The 22199-nt window shown below is 38.8% G+C and carries 14 protein-coding genes; 11 read left to right on the plus strand and 3 right to left on the minus strand.

The features are described 5' to 3' along the window. Positions 1-60: 60 nt before the first annotated feature. On the minus strand, positions 61-249 hold the full coding sequence (locus GVN22_RS12710; protein WP_166551403.1) for a hypothetical protein: 189 nt from the start codon (positions 247-249) through the stop codon (positions 61-63). A 218-nt stretch (positions 250-467) separates the two neighbouring features. On the opposite strand from GVN22_RS12710, the gene GVN22_RS12715 reads away from it, so the two are divergent. Further along, on the plus strand, positions 468-1541 hold the full coding sequence (locus GVN22_RS12715; RefSeq protein WP_166551404.1) for a hypothetical protein: 1074 nt from the start codon (positions 468-470) through the stop codon (positions 1539-1541). Between the two features lie 158 nt (positions 1542-1699). On the opposite strand, the gene GVN22_RS12720 is transcribed toward GVN22_RS12715, so the two are convergent. Continuing rightward, the gene (locus tag GVN22_RS12720) at positions 1700-2155 is read right to left on the minus strand and encodes a heme-binding domain-containing protein (RefSeq protein WP_166551405.1); all 456 of its coding nucleotides are present in this window, start codon (positions 2153-2155) and stop codon (positions 1700-1702) included. A gap of 349 nt (positions 2156-2504) precedes the next feature. Here GVN22_RS12720 and fdhD point away from each other — a divergent pair, with 349 nt between their 5' ends. The 10 genes from fdhD to GVN22_RS12770 all read left to right on the plus strand — a co-directional run bounded on the left by fdhD (position 2505) and on the right by GVN22_RS12770 (position 20138). Continuing rightward, complete coding sequence (fdhD, locus tag GVN22_RS12725) at positions 2505-3347, plus strand: formate dehydrogenase accessory sulfurtransferase FdhD (RefSeq protein WP_166551406.1); 843 nt, start codon at positions 2505-2507, stop codon at positions 3345-3347. Positions 3348-3546: 199 nt separating this feature from the next. Further along, complete coding sequence (locus GVN22_RS12730) at positions 3547-5844, plus strand: FdhF/YdeP family oxidoreductase (RefSeq protein ID WP_166551407.1); 2298 nt, start codon at positions 3547-3549, stop codon at positions 5842-5844. A gap of 104 nt (positions 5845-5948) precedes the next feature. Then, a complete protein-coding gene (locus GVN22_RS12735) occupies positions 5949-7205 on the plus strand; it encodes a C1 family peptidase (protein ID WP_166551408.1) in 1257 nt (418 codons plus the stop codon). A gap of 97 nt (positions 7206-7302) precedes the next feature. Beyond that, positions 7303-7770, plus strand: a complete 468-nt coding sequence (locus GVN22_RS12740) for a hypothetical protein (RefSeq protein WP_166551409.1) — start codon at positions 7303-7305, stop codon at positions 7768-7770. Between the two features lie 423 nt (positions 7771-8193). Further along, positions 8194-9774 (plus strand): glycoside hydrolase family 32 protein, encoded by a 1581-nt coding sequence (locus GVN22_RS12745; protein ID WP_166551410.1) that lies wholly within the window; start codon positions 8194-8196, stop codon positions 9772-9774. Positions 9775-9897: 123 nt separating this feature from the next. Beyond that, the gene (locus GVN22_RS12750; protein ID WP_205690881.1) at positions 9898-12606 is read left to right on the plus strand and encodes a substrate-binding domain-containing protein; all 2709 of its coding nucleotides are present in this window, start codon (positions 9898-9900) and stop codon (positions 12604-12606) included. Between the two features lie 180 nt (positions 12607-12786). Next, positions 12787-14115, plus strand: a complete 1329-nt coding sequence (locus GVN22_RS12755; protein WP_166551411.1) for a sugar porter family MFS transporter — start codon at positions 12787-12789, stop codon at positions 14113-14115. Between the two features lie 14 nt (positions 14116-14129). Then, the gene (locus GVN22_RS12760; protein WP_205690882.1) at positions 14130-15044 is read left to right on the plus strand and encodes a carbohydrate kinase; all 915 of its coding nucleotides are present in this window, start codon (positions 14130-14132) and stop codon (positions 15042-15044) included. A gap of 96 nt (positions 15045-15140) precedes the next feature. After that, positions 15141-18287: a TonB-dependent receptor gene (locus tag GVN22_RS12765; protein ID WP_166551412.1), complete on the plus strand. Its 3147-nt coding sequence runs from the start codon at positions 15141-15143 to the stop codon at positions 18285-18287. A 144-nt stretch (positions 18288-18431) separates the two neighbouring features. Continuing rightward, positions 18432-20138 carry a RagB/SusD family nutrient uptake outer membrane protein gene (locus GVN22_RS12770; protein ID WP_166551413.1) on the plus strand — a complete coding sequence of 569 codons (1707 nt, stop codon included), beginning with the start codon at positions 18432-18434 and terminating at the stop codon, positions 20136-20138. A 397-nt stretch (positions 20139-20535) separates the two neighbouring features. Here GVN22_RS12770 and GVN22_RS12775 read toward each other — a convergent pair whose 3' ends face one another. After that, positions 20536-21987, minus strand: coding sequence for a glyceraldehyde-3-phosphate dehydrogenase (locus GVN22_RS12775; protein ID WP_166551414.1), 1452 nt, complete (start codon positions 21985-21987; stop codon positions 20536-20538). Positions 21988-22199: the final 212 nt, after the last annotated feature.

A 22199-nucleotide genomic window follows, 5' to 3' on the forward strand; every position in this document is an offset into this window, starting at 1 on the left:
TTATTCCCTTTTATTTTGGCTAAGTAATCGTGTATTTTTCTTTACATTTATCGCATTCTCTCAATCTATCTGATTATTCTTCGAATTATAAGCAACAGCAAATACAAGTCCTTCCAATATAATTCCAACCGTAGCTGTTAGGGTATCTCCTAACCAAATTAAAATTACGCAAAAAACCACGAACAATGCAATGAGTTCGAATGTTGACAAATCGTTTTCTACTTCTTGTGAATGATGTGAATTTCCCATAGTCTTAGTCAATAGTTTATATTTTTTATTGAATATAGCCAATTTGAATTATTCCTCCTAATTTTTATTTACCTTAATGTAAGTATAAGGAAGTTATCAACTAACAGTAAATCTGTTACTAGAATGAACTTATAACCAGAAGGAAATATTCAATATGCACCGTAGTTATATGATTAATTTATGCTTTCCTGTTACTTAAAAGAAAAAATGATTTTACGATGAAACATCTCTTCTTTTTTATGATGTGCTTTGTGTCGCCATTTTATCATTGGGGACAAAATCTAGTAAAATTTGTACCCTTACAAACAAGCGAACCTCCGCTTACTCCTACGTACTTCTACATCGAAAAAGTATCAGATATTCGAAACAACTCTTCTCGAATTGGCCATGCCTATGGAATTGATAATGCTTTGTTACAACTCAAGCCAAGTTATTCGTTAAGCAAGTATAGTCGTAGTTTTTTCCGTAATCCTATACGTCGAGATACGCTTGACTATGCCATTACCATTCATATCAAAAATCTAGATATACAAGAAAAAATTAAGGATAATATGATTCATGGTGAATGTGGCATTGAACTAGTATTTTCTTTTGATAGAGCTGGAACGGATGTGGTATTAACCAGTTTCAAAAGTAAAACCCTTTTCAAACGCTCATTAGGGGAGTACGACAATTATCAGAAAATGATTGAGAAATTATTCCGAAGAGGGGCCGAACACCTCAATCAATGGATGTCTTTGAATTATGACAAAAATCCAATCCTTGCAAGGTCTCTTGTAATAAATATTCTCCCTGATTATCAAATCGATCATCCAGATAAAGGCGATACGCTATTTTGGAGTACTGCAAGACCGTTACGATGGAGCGATTTTCATGGAAAACCTCCTGTTTTTACACCTTATGCGGCCCAAGTTTTTTCAAACTTTGAATATATTGGAGAGGTAAAATTTCATAAAGGAGTCCTTACTGCCAATTTGCAATTTAAAGCTTACATCTTAAAATCTTCTTCTTGGAACGCCCGTGCAGGTAATAGCGAATCGGCCTTAGACCATGAACAACTACATTTTGATATTACGAAAACTATCATTGAAAAATTCAAAGAAAAGGCTCGCCAAATTACTTCTGTGGAGGATTATGACAGCGAAATTCAATTGCTATTTATTGATATGTATCGACTCATGAATAAACTTCAGAAAAAATATGATGCCGAAACCAATCACTCCATCAACATAATTGATCAAGAACGTTGGCGAATGGAAGTGAGAAATGAGTTGAGAGGGCATGGGATATGAATTTGAAAATTGGCAAATTTGAAGATTTGAAAATTTGAAGCCATGAGTTTTAATAATAGATACGACCATAACTTCTCATGAAACTATCAACCGTATCTATTATCACAAATATCTACTATAATCGGAGAGCATATTGCCTACGGCTTACAGCCTAATGTCTATTTAGCTAAACTATCCTGTAAGGCTTTTGCCCAAGTGGCGATGGCTTTGGAGTCTTGATCTGACAAAATCGCATCTTTGTGAATCCAAGTATATGAGTCGAGTGGCATCCAATGGTCGGTTACGGCTTCGGCTACCTCTTCTAATTTATGTGCAGCTTTTTTCTTTGGATAGCTCGCAAATTCAGAGAAATTCAATTCGTCTTTTCCTTCCTCTACATGATGGTTGAGCCACCAACCTACTGGCTGAATATTGCTATACCAAGGATAGGTGGTATTGTTGGAATGACAATCATAGCACGATACTTTCAAGGCTTTTTGTACGTCTGCGGGTACGTCATAGTGCTTCGTAATATCATTGGCGCTCACACCCTCGGATTGATTTTTGGCAGGACGAATAAATTGAATAGCTACTGCCAATACAGCAATACCAATAAGAATACGTTGTTTGTTCATAATCTGAAGAGTTTTGTTAAATAATGGTTTGATGGCAAAGGCTCGAAATTGCATCGAATACCTTATTTGTAATGATAAAACACTTTACTTTACTAGTTCAAGACTTAGTCTTGGAGTCATTTTTTTGACAGTTTGAAGCTATTTTTTAGAAAAAGTAAAAAAGTAAAAATACCTGAGTGACACTTTCTCGTTTTGTCCAGTAATCAGGTACGTAGCACACTGATATACTATTAACTAATAACTTCATTTTACTTAATCCTACTTGTATCAATTTAAGAATATTATTCAAAATGGGAAAACACTTTGTATTTCTTTATTTTTAAATGTCATTTTATCAACCAACTAAAATATGCAACCACAAGTAAAGCCTGTTCAGGTGATAAAATATAGTAGCCAATCTCTTGAAAAAGAGATGGATGATTTAGTAATTGTAGAAGAACCTTTGGCTATTAGGATTGGGTATGGTGCTAGTCATCAACGCTTACAAAAAAACCTTACCGTTACGATGCGCACCCCAGGGCATGATTTCGAATTGACCTTAGGTTTTCTGTATTCTGAAGGAATCATTCAACATCTTTCGCAGGTGCAATCTATTCGTTACTGCACTGAATTACAACGACTAGAAGAACATGAAAATATTGTTAGGGTAGAATTAAGCCCTGATTTAGATTTGAGTCAAACCCTATATGAGCGAAATTTCATGGCATCTTCGAGCTGTGGGATTTGTGGAAAAGCACAAATTGAATCGCTCGAACAACAACAGTGTCTTACTCTCAAGAATTGGGAATATCGTATTTCTCCCACATTTTTGTGGGAAATAGAAGAGAAACTCACACAAAATCAAAGTCTTTTTTCTTATACAGGTGGCGCCCATGCAGTGGCTATTTATGAAAACACTGGCGAATTGGTTTTACTCCGTGAAGATATAGGTCGACACAATGCTTTAGATAAAGTAATCGGAGCTAAATTAGGACTAGAGAAACAAGCCATGGCTCCTATCCTTGTACTGAGTAGCCGAGTTAGCTATGAAATGATTCAGAAAAGTATTATGGCCCAATTTCCAATTATAGTGGCAGTAGGTGCACCATCAAGTTTAGCGGTAGAACTGGCAAAACAATTTGGTATTACATTGATTGCTTTTTTACGAAAAGGAAAGTTTAATGTCTATACGCATGAGTTTAGGGTACAATAGCAGTGGGCAGTTATTGCTTCAGTTTTAATACTGTTTAAAAATAAGTCCAAGACAATTTCTTGAACTAGTATTTTTAAGTTTATCCAATAATAACATATCCGTGACTTTATTTGAAAGTTCCATTCTAATTACAAGCATTTTCAAATAACTGATAACGTCTTCTTAGAAATTCCAAAATGCTTAACAATTTGCCATTACTATGAATACAATAAATCAACAACCTTCCGCGCAGCCTCCACAGGATCTGACAGGACTACAGCAAACTGAACCTGCTCATGTAGCAGCTGGTTTTAAGGCGGTAAGTAATGCCATCAAACACGTTTTTGGTGCGATGAATGTGGCTAGAGGTACGAAGATATTATTGACACTCAATCAAAAAGGTGGGGTAGATTGTCCTTCTTGTGCTTGGCCCGACCCTGATGGCGAGCGTTCATCTATTGCAGAATATTGTGAAAATGGCGCCAAAGCCATTGCCGAAGAGGCAACAACACTAAAGACTGGTCCCGTATTTTTTCAAAGATATAGTATCCAAGAACTTTCCGAAAAATCTGATTATTGGCTCGGTCAACAAGGGCGTTTGACCCACCCTATGATGGTTCGAGAAGGAGAAACTCATTATCGTAAGATTGAATGGGATGAGGCACTTGACCTAATCGCCGAGCACCTCAATGCACTCCCCTCGCCTGACGACGCCATATTTTATACTTCAGGTAGAACCTCCAACGAAGCGGCATTTTTATATCAATTATTTGCTCGACAATTAGGAACCAACAACCTTCCCGATTGCTCCAATATGTGTCACGAATCAAGTGGTTCGGCATTAGGCGAGCAATTAGGTTTGGGAAAAGGCTCGGTAACCCTCGAAGACTTTAATCATGTGCAAGTGATTATGATTTTGGGGCAAAATCCTGGCACAAATCATCCTCGAATGCTCACAGCATTGGAAGAAGCCAAGAAAAACGGTGCTAAAATCGTATCTGTAAATCCTCTGGTAGAAGCGGGTTTATTGGCATTTAAACATCCTCAACATTTGAGCGATATGCTTGGGAGTGGCACCAAATTGAGCGACCATTATTTACAGATAAAAATCAACTCGGATATTGCTCTCATCAAGGCTCTATTGTTATTATTGGTCAGAAAAGAAGCTACTATCGGGAATGTATTCGACCATGATTTTATTCAAAAAAACACCCTTGGGTTCGAAGAGTTCTTGACAGATTTGAGTCAGTATAAGCTTGAAGACTTAGTCAAAGAATGTGGCATCAGCCTTGAACAGATAGAAGAAGTAGCCGATTTATTGGCTAATTCTCAACGCATTATTGCCTGTTGGGCAATGGGACTAACCCAACACAAAAACTCAGTAGTTACCATTCAGGAATTAGTTAACCTACTTTTGCTTAAAGGAAGTATTGGCAAGCAAGGTGCTGGCACTTGTCCCGTACGAGGGCATTCCAATGTACAGGGTGATCGTACAATGGGTATTTTTGAAAGACCTTCAAAAGCTTTTTTACAAAAAATAGAAGAAAACTTTGGGTTTACACCACCACAAAAACATGGTTATGATGTTGTGGCAGCCATAAAAGCCATGCAAGCATCCAGTGGCAAGGTATTTATGGGTATGGGAGGCAATTTTCTTTCTGCCACACCCGATACCGAATTTACGGCAAAGGCTTTACGCAATTGTGCACTTACTGTGCATGTTTCCACAAAACTGAATAGAAGTCACTTAATCCATGGTAAAACAGCGTTAATTTTACCTGCCATGGGGCGTACCGATGAAGACCGTCAGGCGGGTGGAGCGCAGTTTGTGACTACCGAAAACTCGATGGGGGTAGTTCAAATGTCGAAAGGAAACCTCACTCCTCCTGCCCCAACGGTTTGGAGCGAACCAAAAATTATTGCTGAAATAGCACAACGTACCCTTAAAAAGCGCACTCAGCTAGACTGGCTTTCGTTGACACATCATTATGATTCTATCAGGGATTTAATCGAAAAAACGATTCCAGGTTTTGAAGATTATAATGAAAGAGTTCGCCAAGATGGTGGGTTTTATTTGCCCAATGGACCACGAGAAGGTGTATTTACCAACACAGCACAAAAAGCTTTATTCAAAATTTGTCCTCTCGAAACAATTCAGTTGGCAACCGATGAATACCTAATGATGACGATTCGTACTCATGACCAGTTCAATACTACTGTTTATGGCTTGGATGACCGCTACAGAGGTATTTTCAACGAAAGAAGAGTCATTTTAATGAACCAAGAGGATATTACTGAGGCTGGTTTACAGCAATATGACTTAGTGGATTTACATAACTATCATGGAGGTGTACATCGTTTGGCAGAAAAATTCATTGTGGTTCCTTACAATATTCCACGCCAAAACGTCGCAACCTATTTCCCTGAAGCCAACGTGCTAGTACCTATCGACAGTGTTGCCGATGTGAGTAATACTCCAACCTCAAAATCCGTCATAATCAAGTTGACAAAAGTGTAAAACTAAAATTATTTACAGGCAATAGGCTCTAAGCCGTAGGCAATAAGCTAAAAGTTGTGCTTACCGAAAACCGATTGCCGAAAGCCCAAAGCCTAAACTAACACATGTCTAAAAGAACTGGTGGTTATTTGGCAGGAAGAGTCCCTGCCGATGCCAAAAGAAGAATTGCTAAAAGTCAAAAAGCATTACCACAAAAGGTAGATTTACGTCCATTTTTAACCTCTATTGAAGAGCAAGTGGGCAACAGTTGCGTAGCCAATGCGTTGGCTGGTGCGTATGAATATCTTGCTAAAAGAGAATTAGGTGACTCCGAAGATGTAAGTCGCTTGTTCATCTATTTCAATGCTCGATATATTGGTGACAATCATGATAAAGACGAAGGTTCATATATGGAATATGCCATTCAGGGCTTAAAAGAATATGGCGCCTGTGCCGAAAATCTTTGGCCAAATGAGTATGACTATGTCAACGACGAACCAAGTTCTGAGGCTTATGACCAAGGCGGTAATTTCAAGATTGTAGATGCCGAATTTATCGAAACGGATCTCAATCTTTGGCGTGAAACTTTGGCAGATGGCTACCCTATTGCTTTTGCCCTAAATACATTCAATTCTTTTGATGATGCTTCCAAAAACAAAGGGCGCGTTCCCATGCCTCGCAAATCGGATAATGTTCGGGAAGAACACGGTTGGCATGCCATGCTATGTGTAGGATATTCAGATATTGATAAGGTATTTATTGTTCGTAATTCTTGGGGTGTTGAATGGGGTGACAAAGGTTATTGCTATATTCCTTACGACTATGTTATGAACGAGGAGTTTAATGGTCAAGATAGCTGGATTATTAAATCTGTCGAAAACCTTGATTATAGCGAAGGAGTGGAAGTAGAAGACGATTCTTCGTATTTCTATGATGAGGACTATCTGGTCATCAACGATTTTTATGTATATACTGAAGATACGGATGCTTTTCTTGAAGATTTGGAAAGTCTATTAGATGAATATGTCGAAGAGGAAGAAAACTATTATTTCGAATATGAAATCGATGAGGATGATAACGGGACTTATGTACAATTAACCGAATTTTATCTTTATACAGAAAATGAAGAAGATTTCCTATCTGATTTAGAAGATTTAGCCATCGAATATGGAGACGAAGATGGTTATGATTACAGTATAGAAGGTGCGGAAGAAGAAGAAGAAGAAGAAGATGATGATGATGATGATGATGAAGAGGAAGACGACGAAGAGGATGAAGAAGACGAAGAGGACGAAGAAGAGGAAGAAGAAGAAGAGGACGAAGAAGAGGAAGACGACGAAGAAGAAGAGGATGATACCCGTAATAAAAGAAAACGTAAGTAACACAAATTACTAGTCCAAGGCTAAGTCTTGGACTTCTCTCTTAAAACAGTTTATAAACTGACTAAATATTTGAAGATTCTTTCGAAATTCTTAGACTATGGCAAGCCTTTTTTCAAAACTTAATTACAAAGGTCAGAGTACCGTTTTGGTACTTGGTGCACCAGAATCCTTTGAGCAGGCATTGGATGAAATTGTTGGACAAGCTCAAATTCTAACTGCTATCGAGGATACCGAAGTCATTGATTTTGTTCTCAGTTTTGTAATGACTTTACAAGAAATTGAAAAAAGCATCAATGCCATAGCACCCAAATTGGGCAAGGATGCTACCGTATGGTTTTGCTACCCCAAAGGAACATCCAAAAAATACCGATGTGAGTTCAATCGTGATACTGGTTGGGCGGCTGTTGCGGCACATAACCTCGAAACCGTTCGTATGGTGGCTATTGATGAAGATTGGAGTGCATTACGCTTTAGAGATGTGGCTTTTGTCAAAAAAATTACTCGTCGAGAAAGTTTTGCTCTTACCGAAGAAGCTAAAACCCGCACCACACAAAAAGATGTTTAGTGTATGTTTAAATTTTATAAGTCCTGAAAAATAAAAAAATTTGTACTTATTTTTTCTGAAATCCTGCTGTTTGAGCCGTAGGCGAGTTTAGGATTTCTTGACTTTCTTTTGTTACTTTTCTTGTGTCAAGACAAGAAAAGTAAGGAGTGGCGAACAGAAATTTTGTTTCTTCTACAAATGCCAAATAAAATTTTTAAACATACTCTTAGTTGACTTAGATACCCAGACCTGTAACGATTTTGATAGTCATGTAACATTTTTAATATTTCCACTTTTCAATATTAAAATAACCATCTAACTATCAATACATTACAAAAATGTAACATTTTTAAAGGTATCTGTTCATTTTACAAAAGAAGGATTATCAAGGTCATAGTAGTTTTGAATGACAAAACATTCAAATTCCATATTTCTAACAAAACTATGTCTGCAAAAGCTATTATCACATATTTATCATTAGGCATACTTCCAATTTTGTCAGCCGAGGCGCAGCAAGCTGTTCCTGATGCCAAATATGATGAGCCTCATCGTCTTCAATACCATTTTTCACCGCCCAAAGGTTGGATGAACGACCCTAATGGTATGGTTTATTATCAAGGCGAATACCATTTGTTTTATCAACATTACCCTGATAAAAGTGTCTGGGGTCCAATGCACTGGGGGCATGCCATCAGTAAAAATTTGACTCATTGGAAAAACCTTCCTATTGGTTTATATCCCGATTCTTTAGGCTATATCTTTTCAGGAAGTGCGGTAGTGGATTGGAAAAACACGAGCGGTTTTGGTAAAAACAACAAGCCTCCTTTGGTTGCCATGTTTACTTATCATAACCCTGTAGGCGAACGAGCAGGTACTATTGATTTCCAGACACAAGGAATAGCCTACAGCAACGATAACGGACGTACTTGGACAAAATATGCTCAAAATCCAGTTATCAAAAACCCAGGCATTCGTGATTTTAGAGACCCAAAAGTTAGCTGGGATGAGCAACATCAACAGTGGTTGGTAACTGTGGCAGCACAAGACCATGCCGAAATATGGACATCAAAAAATCTAAAAGACTGGCAACGTGCAAGTAGCTTTGGCAAAGAATGGGGCAATCATGGTGGTGTATGGGAATGCCCAGACTTCTTCCAATTGTCAACCCCTAAGGGTAAAAAATGGGTGCTTATCATCAATATCAACCCTGGTGCACCAAACGGCGGTTCGGGCACACAGTATTTTTTAGGAGATTTTGATGGAAAAAACTTTATTCTTGATGAATCTACAAAACCCTATATTCAAAATAATCAAGGTTTGTGGATGGACTACGGTCGTGACAACTATGCAGGTGTAACTTGGTCAGATGTACCACAAAAAGACGGTCGAAGAATCTTGATTGGTTGGATGAGCAACTGGCAATATGCCCAAAAAGTACCGACAGAAGCTTGGCGTAGTGCAGCTACACTCCCACGTGTATTGTCTTTACAAAAAACTACCCAAGGATACCGACTGATTTCTGAGCCTGTCAAAGAGTTAAAAGGTTTGAGAATTGCTGATAAAAGCTATGTTTTACCACAAGCCAAAACATTATCTGCCGAATCGTGGATGCCTCAACTGGGTTTCAAACCGACTTTATCAGAACTAGAAATAGAATTCGAAAAACCTCGTTCTGGGAAAGTTTCGTTGGTGTTTTCAAATACAAAAGGAGAAAAATACAGCATAGGATACGATAGTCAGTCTAATCAATTTTACAGTGATAGAAGCCAAGCGGGTGACCATAGTTTCTCGAAAGAGTTTTTTGAGAAAATAGATATTGCTCCTCGTTTTACTGAAAATAATACCGTTAAACTACATTTGTTTGTTGATGTAGCTTCGGCCGAACTACTCGCAGATAATGGCAAAACTGTCATGACTGATATTTTCTTCCCAAGCGAAAACTTTAACCAATTTAGTATTCAATCCACAGAAGCAGGGGTAAAAGTAAAAACCTTGAAAATCTGGGCTTTGAAAAAAGCTTGGTAACGTAAGTATTTGAACTAAGACTCAAAGCATCTCAACCTGACCCCTTCTCAAAAAGATAAGCTATGTTTTTCCAAACATTGTTTATCTTTTTGTCATTTAGGGATAACCCATTTCTTCATCAATATGAAAAAACATATCTCTTCCTATACATGGCTTTTTATGCTGATTATTTTGATTTGTAGTGCCTGCCAATCAAACGAAAAACAGCATTTTCGTATCGGATTTTCACAATGTGGAATGGACGACCGTTGGCGTGAAGAAATGGTCGAGGGCATGAATAGAGAACTAAGTTTTTACCCTGAACTTAGTATGATTCTGAAAGATTCCAAATGGAATAACAAGACTCAATACGCTCAAATTGAAGAACTTATAAATCTCCCTGTTGATTTGCTCATTGTATCTCCCAATGATAGTAAATTTCTAGAGCCAGTTATTACCAAAGCTTACCAAAAAGGAATTCCCGTGCTGGTGGTTGACCGTCGCGTTTTTTCTGACCAATTTACGGCTTTTGTGGGGGCAAACAACCTTGTTGTTGGTCAGCATGCTGGCGAATATGCCAATATTCTCCTCAACGGGCACGGGCGTGTATTAGAAGTAGGTTTCGGACCACGTACTGCACCTGCTTTGGGCAGACATAATGGATTTCATTCGGTTATTCAAAAGTATCCTCATATTCAATACGTTGACTATTTGAACAAAGACTGGGCGGATAAAGATTTGAGAGAAGCTTTGACTCAAAAACTCTCAAAAAATCCCAATCTAACCGACTTAATCTTTGCTCATAACGACCGTTGTGCCCTAATTGCCTACGACGTTTGTAAAGAATTAGGCATAGAAAAGAAAATCAAATTCATTGGCGTAGATGGTTTGGTTGGTAATAACTTGGGCTTAGATTTAGTCAAAAAAGGGATCATCAATGCCACCATTCTGTACCCTACAGGTGGCGAAGAGTCTATCCGTGTCGCAGCCAAAATACTTCGCAAACAAGCTTTTGAAAAAGAAAATCAACTTTTCACCAGTGTTATTGATGCCCAAAATGTGAATATCATGTTGGCGCAACTCAATAAGTTAAAAGAGCAACACGCTGATATTGAGCGACAAGCCACCCGAATCAAAGATTTAACCAAGATATTTTCATCCCAACAAGCTGTTTTGTATCTATCCTTTTTCTTCTTGATTTTACTATTGCTTCTTGGTGCTGTACTATTCTATCTTTTCAGAGACCGTCAAGATTCCAACGTTCGCTTATCTGAACAAAATGAGGCAATTTTGAATCAAAAAAATGAAATAGAACGTATCTCGCTATTGGCAAAACAAGCCACTGAAGATAAACTTCGTTTTTACTCTTACATTTCTCATGAGTTTCGAACGCCACTGAGTCTTATCCTGACACCAACACAGGATATCCTTCACCGAAAAACCTTAGATGTCAAAGAAACGAGACAGGCGTTTTTATTGATTCAGAAAAATGCTAATCGCCTTTTGAGGCTGGTTGATCAATTACTAGAATTAAGAAAGGTAGATTCTGGAAAAATGGAATTGAATCGCCAACAGCATGATTTAGTGAATTTTATCAAAGATATTGTGAACGATTTTCAGGTAAAAGCTAAAAGTCAACAAATCGATTTACAGTTTATTTGCCCATTCAAGACCCTACCTTTTTCATTTGATGCCGAGAAGTTAGATAAAGTTTTTTTCAATATCATTTCCAATGCTTTCAAATACACGCCCGATGGTGGCGCTATCCACATTTCGTTATTGAAAAATGTGGAAAAGTTAGAAGTGCTCATTTCTGACAATGGCATCGGAATGACCCAAGAAGAAAAAGAAAGAGCTTTTGATTTGTTTTATCGAGGCAATCAAAATATTTCGTTGGGAACAGGTTTGGGCTTGGCACTTTCTAGGGAATTTTTGACCTTACACCAAGGAGAAATCGAGGTCGAATCTCAAAAAGGGAAAGGCACCACCTTCAAAATTATTTTACCAATACTCGCTTCAGAAGACACAGAAGGCATTTCGCTGATGCCACATTATACCAAAGAGGATATTGAACCAACAGTGGTGGTGGATACTCCTGCCGTTCAGCATCATGAAAATACGCTTGTTTTGATTGAAGATAATCCAGATTTACGACTTTTCTTGAAACAAAAATTACAACAATTCTACAATGTTGTAAGCGTAGAAACCGCTGAAGCAGGCTGGACTGAAATATTGAGCAATATCCCCGATTTGATTATCAGCGATGTCATGTTGCCTGGTATGGATGGATTTTCATTGACGCAAAAAATCAAAAATGATTTTCGCTCATCGCATATTCCTGTGATTTTGTTGACAGCCAAAGGGCAAACCGAAAACCAAATCGAAGGTACTCGTGCAGGAGCAGATGCTTATATTCCGAAGCCTTTTAATCAGCAACTTTTGGAGGAAAAAATCAAAGGCCTCCTCGACAATCGTGATAGAATGCGCAGAAGATTTTCGGGCGAAATTACCAACCCAAGTCAAATCCAAAAAGGTGAGCGCAAATTCTTAGTAGAGTTTGAATTATTACTAGAAAAACACCTCACGGAAAGCACTCTTTCGGTCGAAAAACTTAGTCGGGAGTTGGGTATGTCAAGAGTCCAGCTTTTTAGAAAAATTTCTGCCTTGACCAACAAAAATGTAACAGACTATATTGCCGATTTCAAACTATTAAAAGCCAAAGCATTGCTCAAAGAATCAGACAAAACCATCTCTGAAATAGCCTACGAACTTGGATTTAATAACCCTAGTTATTTCACAACTTTCTTCAAGCAGAAAACCAATCAAACCCCTTCGGAATGGCGAAACAGTTGATGTAACATTATTTGAATCTATGCAACATAAGCAATAAATTCATTTTTAAAAAATCAAACAATACACTCATAATCAATACATTATCTCAATGTATCAATTATAAAACTCTTTGAATGAAAACTGACAATAAATGACCATAACTTAGTCTAATTTTGGTTCATCAAAATTCAAAAGTCTATCATGAATCAAAATTTAAAACTAGTATTATGGTCGTTATCTGCTGCATTAGGAGGATTCCTATTTGGCTTTGACACGGCAGTTATTTCGGGCGTAGAGCAAACCCTCCAGCACCTCTGGAATCTCAATGTCTTTGAGCACGGACTTACCGTTTCAATTGCATTAATTGGGACCGTAATGGGTTCATTATTGGGAGGTATTCCTGCACAACAATACGGTCGTCGTTTTACCTTATTATTAATCGCTATCTTTTATTTAGTAGCCTCTTTAGGCACAGCTTTCGCTCCCAATTGGAGTATCTTCTTGTTGTTTAGATTTCTGGGTGGTTTAGGCGTTGGGATTTCTTCGGTGGTAGCACCGATGTATATTTCCGAAATAGCACCTCCTAGCAAAAGAGGTCGTTTGGTTGCCATGTTTCAGTTCAATGTTGTACTGGGAATCCTGATGGCCTATTTATCCAACTTTCTTTTATCTGAAGTTTTTGCTGAAGCTTGGCGCTGGATGCTGGGTATTCAAGCTTTACCATCCTTACTTTTTATCGTAACAGTATTACTCATTCCAGAAAGTCCACGATGGTTGGTATTGGTAAAAAAGGATTTTCAAACAGCCAAAACTATTCTTGAAACAATCGATGCGCAAAATGCAGAAAAGATTTTAGCACAAATTCAAGAAAATGCTCAATCACAAGGCAAAAGCAAATTCAGCTTACTTTGGCAACCTGCTTATCGTCGTCCATTGACCTTATCGGTACTATTTGCGGTGTTTAACCAAGTATCGGGAATCAATGCCATTATCTACTTTGCTCCACGCATTTTCGAAATGTCAGGACTAGGCAAAGACTCCTCTCTTCTATCGTCGGCGGGAATAGGTTTAGTCAACTTACTTTCAACGCTTTTGGGAATCGCCATTATCGACAAATTTGGTCGCAGAGCACTTATGCGTTGGGGTTCCATTGGGTTGGTAGTAGCGCTAGTATTGGTTGCACAGTCATTCTATTTGGGGGGCAATAGCCTTTGGGTTCCTTTTTATCTCTTCCTATTTATTGGATTCTTTGGATTTTCGCAGGGCGCTGTGATTTGGGTATTCATTGCCGAGATATTCCCCAACGAAGTGCGAGCGTATGGACAAGCGATTGGGAGTTTTACCCACTGGATATTGGCAGCCATCATCACATTTACCTTTCCCTATTTGGCCGAAACCCTCGGAGGAGGAATCACCTTTAGCTTTTTTGCTTTGATGATGGTTATTCAAGGATTTTTTGCTTGGAAAATCATGCCCGAAACCAAAGGAACAAGTCTCGAAAATTCTGAAATAACCGTTTTAGCTCATTAATCTTTTTATTTCAAATGAAACAATTTGTATGCTTTGGCGAGATGCTTTGGGATATGCTTCCTAGTGGAAAAATCCCTGGTGGTGCTCCTATGAACGTAGCCATTCATCTCAAACATTTTGGTCATCAGGTATCTATTATCAGTCGTATCGGGAGCGATGACCTAGGCAAAGAGTTAATAGATTTTGTCAAAAGTAAAGAACTCAATTGTCAACTCATTCAGCAAGGCAATACTCATTTGACGGGCGTTGTAAAAGTCAATATGGATGACAAAAGCAATGTGACTTACAAAATCGTCAAACCTGTAGCATGGGACTATATCCAGTCAGAGCCTCTTGCCTTAGACACCGTTGCTCAAGCTGATTGTTTGGTATTTGGAAGTTTATCGGCACGCTCACCACAAAGTTTTGAAACACTAAAGGAGCTTTTGCAAGTCGCCAAATTCAAAGTACTAGATGTGAATCTCCGACCGCCGTATTATGATACCACCACGCTTTCATATCTGATGACACAAGCCGATGTGGTCAAGCTCAATCACCATGAGTTAGCCGAAATCTGCTCTTGGTTTTTTGTAGAAAATACACTCGAAGAGCAAATTTCAAGATTAGCGACGCATTTCCAACTCAAAACGATCTGCGTCACACTGGGTCCCGACGGTGCGGTGCTTTACCATCAAGGTTTGTTTTATCGAAGCGAAGGTTTTCCAGTAGAAGTATGTGATACCATCGGTAGTGGCGATTCATTTTTGGCAAGTTTTCTATCTAGTTTTTTACAAAATGACCACTACGAATATGCCTTACAAAAAGCCTGTGCAGTAGGAGCTTTGGTAGCGACACATCACGGTGCTACGCCATTTATTTCTGAAGAAAGTATCGAAAAATATTTAGAGGAAAAGGCACAAACAGATAAAACAAATATGACTATGTCCTAGAGGACTAATGTATCTCTTCGACATAGAAACACTCCATGCCTTTGTGCCTTTGCCACTTTGTCCCTCAAAATCTTATAACTAATAAATCCTAAAATAATGAGAAAAAATTTATTACTCTTTTTCCTCTTGTCGATGTTGGGACTTTCCCAGCAATCGCTTGCACAACAACGCACTATTACGGGTAAAGTAATAGCTGCCGAAACTAGAGAAACCTTGATTGGTGCTAATATCCAAATCACAGGTACAACCAAAGGAACCTCTACGAATGCTGAAGGCTATTTTACGTTGACAGTTCCAGAAACGGCAAAAAGTTTGACAGTGTCTTATGTAGGTTACACCACACAAACAGTTACCATTGGCACACAAAGCAGCCTTGTTATTGCCCTTGAGTCTAGCAATCAACTCAACGAAGTTGTTGTAGTTGGTTATACATCTTCACGTAAGCAAGACCTCACAGGTTCGGTAGCGGTTGTGGATATGAAACCTCTCAAAAACATTAGTTCGGGTAACCCAATGCAAGCCTTACAAGGTCGTGTGGCAGGTTTGTATATCGAAAAAGATGGCTCGCCTAATGGCTCAAACAGCCGTATTTTGATTCGTGGTGCCAATACTTTGGGTAATAACGACCCATTGTATATCATCGACGGTATTCCGACAACACGTCCAGAAGTTTTCCAAAATATTAGCCCAACCAATATCGAATCGGTACAGGTGTTGAAAGATGCTTCGGCTGAATCAATCTACGGTGCACGTGCATCAAACGGGGTAATTATCGTAACAACCAAAAATGGTGGAAATACCAATGGAAAGGTGGAGTTCCAGTTCAATAGCAGTGTTTCTTTCCAGTCAGAAAAAGCGATGCGCTTCAAAATGCTCAATGCCGTTGACCGCGGTAGAGCACTTTGGCAGGCATCCATCAACGATGGACAAGACCCAGCTTCGGGATATGGTGAGATTTACAATTTTGATTGGAACAAAAACTTTAGCAATCCTATACTCAATAGCGTTACGCCAAAACCATTTGTAGGTGGAGATCCAAACACACCTGTTGGCGATACAGATTGGCAATCAGTCATGTACAAAATGGGCGTAGTTACTCGCAACGATTTCACGATTTCGACAGGTAATAAAACATCATCGTTAGAGGTAAACTTTGGTCAGTTGAAAAACACAGGTATGCTCCGTTTTACGAATTATGACCGTTTAAGTGGTAGTGTAAATGCTATGACGCGTGCTTTCAATGATAAAGTTCGTATTGGCTTAAACCTTCGCGTGGCTAACTCAAACGAAACTCTTACGGCTACCGATTTGGGTGGTGCTACTACGACAGGATTGGCAGTGAGCTTAGTTCCAACCATTCCAGTGTACCAAAAAGACGGTGTGACTTATGCGGGTGCATCGGGTGGTGGTTATTCTGACCGTAACAACCCATTGCACATGCAGGATATTGCGAAATGGAACAATGCTAATCGTTTGAGTACTTTCGGAAATATCTTTATTGAGGTACAACCTATCAAAAACTTATTCTTCAAAACCAATTTAGGAGCAGATAACGCTAGTTACCAAAATAAGATTATTACACCAACTTTCTCAGAAGGTGCTTTTAACCGTACTACTAACAGTTTGACCTTTGACCAAAACCAATATTTGAGTTTAACTTGGTCAAATACCCTTCGCTATAACTGGGATTTGAACGACAAACATCAATTCAAATTCTTATTGGGGACAGAATATATCAAGACGACCCTCAATACGCAATTCTTGAAAAAAGAAGGATATGCTTTACAAAACGAAGACTATTTCACTTTGAGTGCAGGTACAGGTAATACAACACTTACAGGTAACGTAACAGGTAATATCCTATTCTCACAATTCGGTCGTGTAGATTATACTTACAGCGATAAATATTTGGCAGCATTAACGGTTCGTCGCGATGGTTCGTCAAGATTTGGTACCGACAACCGCTATGGTATTTTCCCTGCGGCATCATTGGGTTGGAAATTGGATAAAGAAGATTTCTTGAAAAACAATAATACTGTTTCTGAACTAAAACTTCGTGCTGGTATTGGTCGTGTAGGTAACCAACAAATTGGAGATATTGCTCGTTTTGGGTTGTTTGACACACGCTATGGCACTACGCAAGCACAATTGGTAGGTGGTTTCTGGGAGCAATACATGAACATCGGAACGGCGTATTCTCTTTCTGGAGCTAATACAGGTACTTTACCATCGGGTTTTGTACAAATTCAAGCAGCCAACGCAGGTTTGAAATGGGAAACTACTGACGAAGTAAACGCAGGTATCGACTTTGCCTTTTTGAATAATAAATTCTTTGGTTCATTTGACTACTTTACTCGTCAAACTACAGGTATTTTGATTACGCCTCCAGTGGCAGCAACATTAGGTGAAGGTCAAACCAAAGCGGTAAACGGTGCTTCTAAATCAAACAAAGGTTGGGAATTGGTATTGGGTTATCATGGTGAAGTAAACAACGGTTTGAAATACAATGTATCAGCCAACTTCGCTCATTTTAGAGATAAAATCACTGAATTGCCTGAAGAAGTACGCCCAGCCTATCCTGGCAACTTAGTAAGCACTATTATCGGACATTCACAATTTGATATTTTCGGTTACAAAACTGCGGGCTTATTCCAGTCACAAGCGGAGGTAGATGCTGCGCCACAACAGGTAGGTGCTGCCCCAGGACGTATCCGCTATGTAGATATTAACAATGACGGTAAAATCGACGACCTTGACCGCACTTGGATTGGTACTACCCTTCCTACCTTGGAATATGGTATTCGTTTTGACATGACTTACAAAAACTTTGATGTGTCTTTATTTGGTTCGGGTGTAGCAGGTCGTACAGGTTTTGATGTGTACACGACTTATAACAACCTTATGCGTAGCCGTGAAAACGTAGGACCTGGCGTATTCGATGCTTGGACTCCACAACACACTAACACAACTGTACCAGCACTTACCTTGAAAGACAACAACAACGAGACTCGTACTTCGGACTATTTTATGGTAAATACTTCTTACTTCAAAATGCGTAATGTTCAAGTGGGTTATACACTTACACCAAAAGCTGTTTTCTCAAAGCTACGTGTATATGTAATGGGCGAAAACTTATTCTGGATTAAAAGCAAAAGCTACCAAGGTCCAGACCCTGAGCGTATCGACATCAACCCAGTGCCTATTCCTCAAACATTCACATTCGGCGTAAATGCATCGTTTTAAGGCAATTGGCTTTAAGCGATAGGCTATCGGCATCAATAGATATTTTGACGCTAGTATTGAAAGTACACTATGTAAAACATTTAGGCTGTATTTCTCATTGCTTAACGCATACAGCTTACAGCCTAAAGCAACCATTGTAAACTCATGAAAAGAAAAATATTTTCCCTCTTATTTGTCACTGGCTTACTTACCATGAACTCGTGTAAAGATGCCCTTGATTATACACCAAAAGGTGTGCTGTCCTCATCTGATTTAACCTCTCCTACGGCTGTGGAAGGCTTAGTAACTGCCGCTTATGCCGCTATTGGTAATGGCGACATGATTGGTCCGATTTATAGTAACTGGGTCTACGGAAGTGTACGCTCTGATGATGCCTACAAAGGCGGTGGCGGTACAGGCGACGTTGGCGAAATCGATGCTATTGAGCATTACAACCTTGTTACGCCTTCTATCAATGCTTTTGTGACACGTACTTGGCAAAACCTCTTTAAGTCGATTTCAAGATGTAATGTGGCATTGCGTGCTGTAAACTCACTTAGTGAAGCTAGCTATCCAAACAAAAAGACTCGCTTGGCTGAACTTCGTTTCTTACGTGCACATAGCTATTTTACGATGAAGCTTTTGTATAAAAATATTCCCATTTTTGACGAAAATGCTTCAGCTGAAGAAATCCTAAAGGTGTCAAATAGCTTAAGTAATGAGGAGTCATGGAATAAAATCGCAGCAGATTTCCAGTTTGCCATTGATAACCTTCCAAGCTCTCAGCCTGAATTAGGTCGTGCCAATAAAGTAGCGGCTCAAGCCTATTTGGCAAAATTACGTTTGTACCAAGCGTATGAACAAAACGACACACACCAAGTGGTAAACATCAATAAAACTCGTTTGCAAGAGGTAGTTACTTTAACACAAGCAGTAATCTCTTCAGGTAAATACAGTTTGAGTAAAGATATTGCTGACAACTTTTTGGCAGAAACCGAAAATAGTTCTGAATCAATTTTTGCTATTCAGTTTACCATAAATGACGGTACAACTTCTGGACGCTTGAATTTTGAAGATGGATTAAATTATCCTCATGGAGCACCTCAGTACGGCTGTTGTGGATTCCACGCACCGAGCCAAAACTTGGTAAATGCCCACGCTACAGACGAAAATGGTTTACCCAAATTTGATACTTTCAACGATTCTAACATCGACTTGACTACTGCTACTGTCGACCCACGCCTTGACCATACAGTAGGAATCGACGGTCACCCATACAAGTACGATAACACCAAGCCATTCAGTAATAGCTGGGTGCGCGATGCAGGGGTGTATGGTAATTTCCACTCGATGCGTGCACAACAGTTGGCAAGTAGTTCATCGTATTTCAAACTTGGACCATTTATGGGAACTGCCAAAAACTACGATATTTTACGCTATGACGATATTTTGTTGATGCAAGCAGAAGCCTATATCGAATTGGGACAACAAGCAAGCGCTTTGCCATTAATCAATTTAGTCAGAAAACGTGCCTCTGAAAGTACTGGTAGACTCAAAAAAGCTGATGGAACTTTTGCTTCTAAGTACTTGGTAAAAGAATACACTACCACAGGCTGGACGCAAGCTTATGCACGTAAAGCCCTACAATGGGAACGTCGTATGGAGTTTGCTACAGAAGGTCCTCGCTTCTTTGACTTAGTTCGTTGGGGTATTGCCGAACCAACACTCAATGCCTATATCAACAAGGAAAAGACAAGACGTACTTTCTTGAATACTGCTAAATTTACCGCAGGGCGTGACGAATACTTACCGATTCCACAAGCTGAAATTACCTTTACGAATGGTTTGTACAAGCAAAACCCAGGTTACTAGGGATATTGAGTGAATTGGTAATTGAGTAAATAAGTGATTTATCGGTTTACTAGACAAAACGAATAAGAGACATCCAGATGTTTGGAATTCGCCACTGAATTTTATGAAAACAGTTTAAAACTGTTTAAAAATGTAAGTCCAAGACTAAGTCTTGAACTAGAAATTTCAATTTTATCTAGTAATCAGGTAATTCATATAAATTGGGAAAAATGGAGACTTTAGAGGGAGCGAAGGGTTTAATGATTGGGTTATCCTCCTCCTTCTACTGTTCTTTTCTCTAGCATTTTCAACAAAAAAGCCCTCAAGAAATATCTTGAAGGCTTTTTACTTATCTATCCCTTTTTACTTAAACAAATGATACAGGTCTCATTGTAGCAACCTAAACCATCAAACTAACTCAATAATACATTAACCTTAAAACACCAGAAATATTCTTAGCAACTTTCAAAGTTTGTCTTGTATAACCATATTCGTTGTCGTACCAAACATAAAGCACTACACTTTTTCCATCTTTCGAAACAATCGTCGCTCGACTATCATACACCGATGGGCTTGGACTTCCAATAATATCTGAAGAAACCAGTTCATCCGACATGGAGTACTGGATTTGTTCCACTAAATATCCTTTTAAAGAAGCTTTACGAATGATTTCATTTACCTCCTCTTTTGTAACAGTGCGCCCTACTTGTAAATTGAGAACCGCTAAAGAACCATTGGGTGTTGGCACACGAATAGCGTTGCCTGTTAGCTTACCTGCTAACTCAGGAATCACTTTAGCAACTGCTTTGTCGGCACCTGTTTCGGTAATAACCAAATTTTGTGCTGCCGAACGACCTCTTCTTGACTTTGGATGATAATTATCCAACAGATTTTGGTCATTAGTATAAGAGTGAACCGTTTCGATATGTCCTCTTTCTATTCCTAATTCTTGATGAATAACCGACAAAATCGGAACGATGGCATTTGTGGTACATGAAGCAGCCGAAAATATGTTTTCACCTTCTTCATACGCCAAATTATTGACACCAGCTACAATATTCGGAATATCGCCTTTGCCTGGTGCTGTCAACAATACTTTGCTAACTCCTTTTGCCAGCAGGTGTTTACTCAATCCCTCTCGGTCTCGTTTTACACCCGTATTATCAATCACCAATGCATCATCAATATCATATTGTGTATAATCAATCGACTCAGGCGAAGAGGCGTTAATCATTTGTACACGTTGTCCATTGATAATCAGGCATCTATTTTCTTCGTCAACGGCAACTGTTCCAGCAAATGGACCATAAATAGAGTCATTTCTGAGCAAATCAGCACGTTTGTAAATATCTTCCGCCGAACGGTCACGGGTTACGATGGCTCTCAAACGCAATTGTTCACCTTTTCCTGCCATACTTACCAACATACGTGCCGCTAAACGCCCGATACGTCCAAAACCATACAAAACCACATCTTTGGGCGTCAAACAAAGTCTATCTTTTCCAATAAAATCGCCCAACTTAGTTACGACAAATTGCTTGGCATTATCGTATAATACAGATTCTTGCAACCACTCACTTCCCAAACGTCCCATATCTATTCGTGATGGCGAAATCTCTATCTCATGAATAGCTTGTGCTAATTCTAATGTTACTTGTACTGTAATAGGCTGACCAATAAAATTTTGTGCGTAATCATGTAAACTTAACAAGCCAGAAGAACTCACATCAAACATTTGGTTTCTAAAAAGAAGAAGTTCTACCGATTTTTCAAACCAAAGTTTACCCACCACATTTACCAATTCTAAGGCTGCTTTTTCATCTTCAATCCAATGACTCAGTTCTTGCTCATAAATAGATTCTTGTATCATGATTTACTCGTTTCAAGGTTTGTTTTGTTATAAGAAAAGATTTGTGACAAATCTTGATACAAAAGTAAGATGGCGGAATATTAATTCTAAGCGAAATTTCGCTAAATATCTATAGGTATAAATACTGAGGATTTTTCGTTCATACCAAACTTACGCCATATCGAATAGATTGGATGTATAAAGCCCACCTAAATGTTTAATTTTTTATTAAA

It is taken from the genome of Cellulophaga sp. BC115SP, assembly GCF_009905545.1.
Taxonomy (GTDB): Bacteria; Bacteroidota; Bacteroidia; order Cytophagales; family Spirosomataceae; genus Flectobacillus; species Flectobacillus rivi.

Excerpts from the sequence above, each read along its gene's own strand:
- GVN22_RS12710 (WP_166551403.1), bottom strand. The coding sequence starts at position 249 with ATGGGAAATTCACATCATTCACAAGAAGTAGAAAACGATTTGTCAACA.
- GVN22_RS12740 (WP_166551409.1), top strand. The coding sequence starts at position 7,303 with ATGGCAAGCCTTTTTTCAAAACTTAATTACAAAGGTCAGAGTACCGTT.
- GVN22_RS12775 (WP_166551414.1), bottom strand. The coding sequence starts at position 21,987 with ATGATACAAGAATCTATTTATGAGCAAGAACTGAGTCATTGGATTGAA.
- GVN22_RS12720 (WP_166551405.1), bottom strand. The coding sequence starts at position 2,155 with ATGAACAAACAACGTATTCTTATTGGTATTGCTGTATTGGCAGTAGCT.
- GVN22_RS12730 (WP_166551407.1), top strand. The coding sequence starts at position 3,547 with ATGAATACAATAAATCAACAACCTTCCGCGCAGCCTCCACAGGATCTG.
- fdhD (WP_166551406.1), top strand. The coding sequence starts at position 2,505 with ATGCAACCACAAGTAAAGCCTGTTCAGGTGATAAAATATAGTAGCCAA.
- GVN22_RS12765 (WP_166551412.1), top strand. The coding sequence starts at position 15,141 with ATGAGAAAAAATTTATTACTCTTTTTCCTCTTGTCGATGTTGGGACTT.
- GVN22_RS12715 (WP_166551404.1), top strand. The coding sequence starts at position 468 with ATGAAACATCTCTTCTTTTTTATGATGTGCTTTGTGTCGCCATTTTAT.
- GVN22_RS12755 (WP_166551411.1), top strand. The coding sequence starts at position 12,787 with ATGAATCAAAATTTAAAACTAGTATTATGGTCGTTATCTGCTGCATTA.
- GVN22_RS12745 (WP_166551410.1), top strand. The coding sequence starts at position 8,194 with ATGTCTGCAAAAGCTATTATCACATATTTATCATTAGGCATACTTCCA.
- GVN22_RS12770 (WP_166551413.1), top strand. The coding sequence starts at position 18,432 with ATGAAAAGAAAAATATTTTCCCTCTTATTTGTCACTGGCTTACTTACC.
- GVN22_RS12760 (WP_205690882.1), top strand. The coding sequence starts at position 14,130 with ATGAAACAATTTGTATGCTTTGGCGAGATGCTTTGGGATATGCTTCCT.
- GVN22_RS12735 (WP_166551408.1), top strand. The coding sequence starts at position 5,949 with ATGTCTAAAAGAACTGGTGGTTATTTGGCAGGAAGAGTCCCTGCCGAT.
- GVN22_RS12750 (WP_205690881.1), top strand. The coding sequence starts at position 9,898 with ATGAAAAAACATATCTCTTCCTATACATGGCTTTTTATGCTGATTATT.